Genomic DNA, 5,772 nt, shown 5'->3' on the forward strand with positions numbered 1-5,772 from the left:
CCATCCCGCGTTCTCGACGATCAGTGCGACGGCGATCTTCGGATCGTCGGCGGGGGCGAACGCGATGAACAAGGCATGATCGCGCTTGAATTCGGGGATAGCGTTGTGGTTGTACTTCTCGTTCTTGCCGAGCGAGTAGACCTGCGCCGTGCCGGTCTTGCCACCGGCCTCGTACGGCGCGCCCGCGAATGCCTGACGGCCGGTGCCTTCCTTGATCACCCCGACCATCGCGCGTTTGACGAAATCGATGTTCGCCTGCTTGTAGGGCAGCCGTGCGCTTTCGTGCGGCACGGTGAGCTGGCGTGCGTGCGTGACGGGATCCTCGATGGCCTTCACGAGGTGAGGCTTCATCACCACGCCGTTGTTGGCCAGCGTGGCCGTCGCGTGCGCAAGTTGCAGGATCGTGAACGAGTTGTAGCCTTGCCCGATGCCCAGACTGACCGTCTCGCCGTCGTACCACTTCTGCTGCGCGGGCTTCTTGTACGCCTTGCGCTTCCATTCGGTCGACGGCAGAATGCCGCGCGCCTCGCCTTCGATGTCGATGCCCGTCAACTGACCGAAGCCGAGCGGCGCCATGAAGTCGTGAATCGCATTCACGCCCATATCGTGCGCGAGCATGTAGTAATACGTGTCGTTCGACACCACGATCGAACGGTACATGTCGATCCAGCCCTGGCCGTTGCGAACGTCGTTGCGGAACGTGTGGTTCCCGAGTGTGAACGCGCCCGTGTCCTGGAAGCCCCAGTTCGGGGTGCGCTTGCCCAGTTCGAGCGCGGCGAGCGCCATGAACGGCTTGTACGTCGAGCCGATCGGATAGGTGCCGCGCAAGGGACGGTTGAGCAGCGGCCGGTCGGGCGAATTGTTCAGGGCGTCCCAGTTTTGCTGGTCGATCCCTTCGACGAACATGTTCGGATCGAAGCTCGGTGCCGAGACGAACGCCAGCACGTCGCCCGTCTTCGGCTCGATCGCCACGACGGCGCCGCGCCGCCCGGCGAACGCTTGCTCGGCCACTTGCTGGAGCTTGATGTCGAGCGACAGCACCAGATTGTCGCCGGGCGTGGCCGGGGTGCGCGAGATCGTGCGCACCGGGCGGCCACCGGCAGTGACTTCGATTTCCTCGAAACCGGTGATGCCATGGAGCTGCGTCTCGTAGCTCTGCTCGACGCCGATCTTGCCGATGTAATCGGTGCCCTTGTAGTTGTTGACGTCGCGGCGGATGTCGTATTTGGCGCTGTCGCTGTCGTTCTCTTCGCTCATCGCCTCGATCCGCTGGCGATCGCGCTGCGAGATCCGGCCGATGTAGCCGATCACGTGCGCGGCGGTCTCGCCCAGCGGGTACTGGCGGAAGAGCCGCGCGTGCACATCCACGCCGGGAAAGCGGAAGCGCTGCGCGGTGAAGCGCGCGACTTCCTCGTCGGTCAGGCGTGTGCGGATCGGCAGGCTCTCGAAGCTCTTGCTGTCGTCCATGAGCTTCTTGAAGCGGGCGCGGTCGCGCGGCGTGATCTCGATCACGTCGGACAGATCGGTGATGAGATCTTCCAGCGGACGGCCGATCTTCGATGGCGTGATTTCCAGCGTGTAAGCGGAATAATTGCGCGCGAGCACCACGCCGTTGCGATCCATGATCACGCCCCGGTTGGGCACGATCGGCGCGAGCGAGACGCGATTTTCGTCGGCTTGCAGCGCGTACTGGTTATGGCGGAAGACCTGCAGGTAGACGAAGCGTACGCCGAGCAGGCCAAAGCAGATCAGCACGAAAAATGCAGCCGCTGTGATCCGCAGATGAAACGTCTGCAGTTGTTGCTGGGGATTCTTGAACTCGGTCATGCAAGCAGGGCTCGGTGGCGCGATCGGGTGGGGACGGGGCCCATCAGATCGGACGCGTGTCGTCGCGGTCGACGGCGCGCTTCTGCGGCGCCAGCAACAGAATACTGATCACCGGCCAGAGCAGGGCTTCGACAAACCCCGCCGCGAGCGGCCACCAGCCCGGAAACGCCGCACCGGTCGCCAGACGAATGATGAATGGCACCACGTGCGCGAGCAGCAGCAACGGCAGCACCGTCAGCGCCTGGCCAAGCAGCGTAAAAAACAGGACACGGCGGTGAATCATGATCGCGCCGTAGGACAGCAGCGTGTAAGCGAGCGCGTGCTCGCCCAGCAGGCCGGCGTTGTGCACGTCCATGAGCAGGCCGACGAGGAATGCCACGCCCATGCCCACCTTGCGCGGCTGGTGGATGTTCCAGAACATCAACACCAGCGCGACGAAGTCGGGCATGGCGGGGGCGTGGCCCCACGGCATCAGGTTGACCAGAAACGCCACCACGAGACTGATCGCGATGAAGTACGGATTGACCGGCAGCAGAATGTATTGCGGTCGTGGCATGTCGATTCCTCAATGACCCTTGCGGGCGGCCGGGGCGCGCTTTGGATCGGCGCGCGTGCCGCCCTTCTGGCCGGGCTTTTCGCCGCTTGCCGACGGATCGGACGCGCGCGCGAGATCGGCGGCGGCGTCCGGATGCAGGGCGAGCGGCGTGGTGTATTGCAGCACCAGCACCTGACGCTGGCTGCGCAGATTGGCCACCGGCTGACACAGAATGCGCGCGAACGCGGTGTCGGACACGCGGTCGACCTTGGTGATGCGAGCCACGGGCAGGCCGGCGGGGTAGATGCCGTCCAGGCCGCTCGTGGCGATTTCGTCGCCGACCTTGACGTCGGCCGACAGCGGAATGAAGCGCAGGTCCAGCACGTTGCCGCGCAGTCCGCCGTAGATCACGCTATGCACACCGCTGCGCGTGACTTGCACGGGTACGGCTTGCTCCTTGTCGGTGAGCAGCGTGACTTCGCTTTGCAGCAGGAAGACGCGCGAGACCTGACCGAGCAGACCCTGTTCCGTGACCACCGGGGCGCCGAGCTTCACGCCATGCTTTGTGCCGCGATCGATGACCACGCGCTGCGTGAACGGGTCGCGTGTGTCGTACTCGATCTCGGCGGGAATGCTCGGCACGGGCAGGCGCTCGCGCAAGGCGAGCATCTGGCGCAGATGTTCGTTCTCGGCGGTCAACTGGTTATTGCGTTGAGCCTGCACGGAGAGCTCAAGGTTTTGCGCGAGAAGCGCCCGGTTCTCGCCCGAGAGTTGCGATTCGGTCGAGAAGAAGCCCGCCACGCCGAGAATGGCGTCGCGCGGCAACAGCATCATGCGTTGCACCGGATACAGGGCGGTGCCGACAACGGCCCGAACCCGTTCCAGCGTGTTGTAGTGCGAGTCGACCACGAGCAGGCCGATGGCAAGCGCGACGAAACAGATCAGCCGGGCCAACGCCGACGGACCCTGTTTGAACAGTGGCGGCGGACTGTACTGCATGGTGGGCCCTTCAGGGGAGCACGCGCAGCGAGGCGCCGCGGTGCGCGAATGGTGTCAGTCGGGTGCGACGGCGCGGCATGACGACAAGCTCCGTGCGCGTGGTCTTGCTGCGTGGCCAGTCGTGTCGGGCGAGGGGGGGCAGGGATGGCCCCACCGCGCCGGACGACGAACCACGCACGTTAGCTTACTCGTAAGAGAAAATGCTGCCGAGCTTGTCCATGCGCTCGAGCGCCATGCCCGAGCCACGCACCACGCAGGTAAGCGGGTCTTCGGCGACCAGCACCGGCAGGCCCGTTTCTTCGGCGAGCAGACGGTCGAGATCGCGCAGCAGCGCGCCGCCGCCCGTGAGCATCATGCCGCGCTCGGCGATGTCGGCACCCAGTTCCGGCGGCGTTTGTTCGAGGGCGATCTTCACCGACGACACGATCTGGTTGAGCGGATCGGTCAGCGCTTCGAGGATTTCGTTGCTCGAAATGGTGAAAGCGCGCGGAATCCCTTCCGACAGGTTGCGACCCTTGACTTCCATTTCCTTGACTTCGGAACCCGGGAAGGCCGAGCCGATTTCCTTCTTGATCGCTTCGGCGGTCTGTTCGCCGATCAGCATGCCGTAGTTGCGGCGGATGTAGTTGACGATGGCTTCGTCGAACTTGTCGCCACCGACACGTACCGATCCCTTGTAGACGATACCGCCCAGCGAGATCACGCCCACCTCGGTCGTGCCGCCACCGATGTCGACGACCATCGAGCCCGTGGCTTCCGAGACCGGCAGGCCGGCACCGATGGCTGCGGCCATCGGCTCTTCGATCAGATACACCTGCGAGGCGCCCGCGCCGTGCGCGGCTTCCTTGATGGCGCGGCGCTCGACCTGGGTCGAGCCGCACGGCACGCAGATGATGATGCGCGGCGACGGCGAGAACAGGCGCGACTCGTGAGCCATCTTGATGAACTGCTTGATCATCTGCTCGGTCACGGTGAAGTCGGCGATCACGCCGTCCTTCATCGGGCGAATCGCCTCGATGTTGCCCGGCACCTTGCCAAGCATTTGCTTGGCTTCCTTGCCGACGGCTTGAATCGTCTTCTTGCCGCTCGGGCCGCCTTCCTGGCGAATGGCGACGACCGACGGTTCGTCGAGCACGACGCCCTTGCCGCGCATGTAGATGAGCGTGTTGGCGGTGCCCAGGTCAATGGCCAGGTCGTTGGAGAAATAGCTTCGAAGAAAACCGAACATGCAAAATCCTGTGTCTGCGTGAGGCCGTCCCAATGGATGTGACTGGGACGGCGGCCTGTCATCTGGGTTCCGGCCTGTTCGCAAAAAAATCGCCAGGCGCCACGCGGCGGCTCGCGAAACGTGCGGACAAACCGAGGAATGCGGTACCGGGCAGGAGGCGGGACTGCCGTTATCCATCCGTCGCGTCAGGGTCTTCCAATGGACTGCGCGAACGTCTGTCGCGCCCCCCGGACTGGCCGTGGCCCACCTGCGCGACAGCATCGAAGGGTGCAAAAACACGCTCCGACGCAAATTTAATGCGCAATGATACCTTATAATTTCGCAGGTTTTGCAGGAAAAACGAGCACGTTGACACCCCATTCGACGCCCCCGGTGCGCCCGCCGGGAGCCTTGTGGCACGGCGCGCCAGCCCTCCTGCGCGGCCCGGTGCACGGAGTAAAACGGTGGACGAACCCAACGCCGTCCGCACATTCTCCGCATTCTGTCCCTAATATTGGCGTCAGGCATGCACCCGGCTGCTCTCCAATGCGCATTTTTTCGGGATTTCTTCATGGCTTTGAATCTCTCAGACGTCAAACGCATCGCCCACCTCGCGCGTCTCGAGCTGGCCGATGACGAGGCCGCTCACATGGAAAAGGAGCTGAACGGCTTCTTCGCGCTCGTCGAGCAGATGCAGTCGGTCGACACGAAAGGTGTAGCCCCGCTGGCACATCCGATCGAGCAAATTCAGGCGGTCGCCCAGCGTCTGCGGACCGACGCGGTGACGGAGCAGGTCGATCGCGAAGCCAATCAGCGCCCCGCGCCCGCCGTGCAGGACGGCCTCTATCTGGTGCCGAAGGTCATCGAATGAGTCCGGCCCGTTGCGCGATGTATGCCTCCGGTGCGCCGGACGCTCGCGCAACGGATTGCCGCGCGCCCTCGGCGCCCCGCATGCCCTCATGCCTTCATGCGCTATAACGCACAGCAGCCACCATGGAACAAGATCTGATTCATTTGCAGGATTTGCGCGCTGCGCTCGACGCCAGGCGCGTCTCGAGCGTCGAACTGACGCAGCACTATCTGGACCGCATTGCCGGGGCCGCCGATCTGAACGCATTCGTGCACGTCGACGCCGAGGCGAGCCTCGCGCAGGCGCGTGCCGCCGACGCGCGCATCGCCGCCGGCGAGGGCGCGAACCGGCCGT

The 5,772-nt window shown here is 64.3% G+C and carries 5 protein-coding genes and 1 pseudogene; 2 read left to right on the plus strand and 4 right to left on the minus strand.

Going from position 1 to position 5,772, the window contains the following annotated elements:
• From mrdA to A985_RS0100855, 4 genes are all read right to left on the minus strand, one after another.
• Nucleotides 1-1,827 (minus strand): penicillin-binding protein 2 (mrdA, locus tag A985_RS0100840; RefSeq protein ID WP_017231542.1); only part of this gene is annotated, 1,827 nt, incomplete at its 3' end.
• 43 nt (nt 1,828-1,870) lie between these two features.
• Complete coding sequence (mreD, locus tag A985_RS0100845; RefSeq protein WP_017231543.1) at nt 1,871-2,383, minus strand: rod shape-determining protein MreD; 513 nt, start codon at nt 2,381-2,383, stop codon at nt 1,871-1,873.
• Between the two features lie 9 nt (nt 2,384-2,392).
• A complete protein-coding gene (mreC, locus tag A985_RS0100850; protein ID WP_017231544.1) occupies nt 2,393-3,361 on the minus strand; it encodes a rod shape-determining protein MreC in 969 nt (322 codons plus the stop codon).
• A gap of 184 nt (nt 3,362-3,545) precedes the next feature.
• A complete protein-coding gene (locus tag A985_RS0100855; protein ID WP_010805637.1) occupies nt 3,546-4,589 on the minus strand; it encodes a rod shape-determining protein in 1,044 nt (347 codons plus the stop codon).
• Between the two features lie 550 nt (nt 4,590-5,139).
• Between A985_RS0100855 and gatC the strand changes: the two genes are divergently transcribed.
• Both gatC and A985_RS0100865 read left to right on the plus strand, forming a co-directional pair.
• Complete coding sequence (gatC, locus tag A985_RS0100860; protein WP_017231545.1) at nt 5,140-5,439, plus strand: Asp-tRNA(Asn)/Glu-tRNA(Gln) amidotransferase subunit GatC; 300 nt, start codon at nt 5,140-5,142, stop codon at nt 5,437-5,439.
• A gap of 122 nt (nt 5,440-5,561) precedes the next feature.
• Nucleotides 5,562-5,772: pseudogene (locus A985_RS0100865) on the plus strand (amidase family protein); the annotation flags it as partial.

The organism is Pandoraea sp. B-6 (assembly GCF_000282835.1).
GTDB classification, from domain to species: domain Bacteria; phylum Pseudomonadota; class Gammaproteobacteria; order Burkholderiales; family Burkholderiaceae; genus Pandoraea; species Pandoraea cepalis.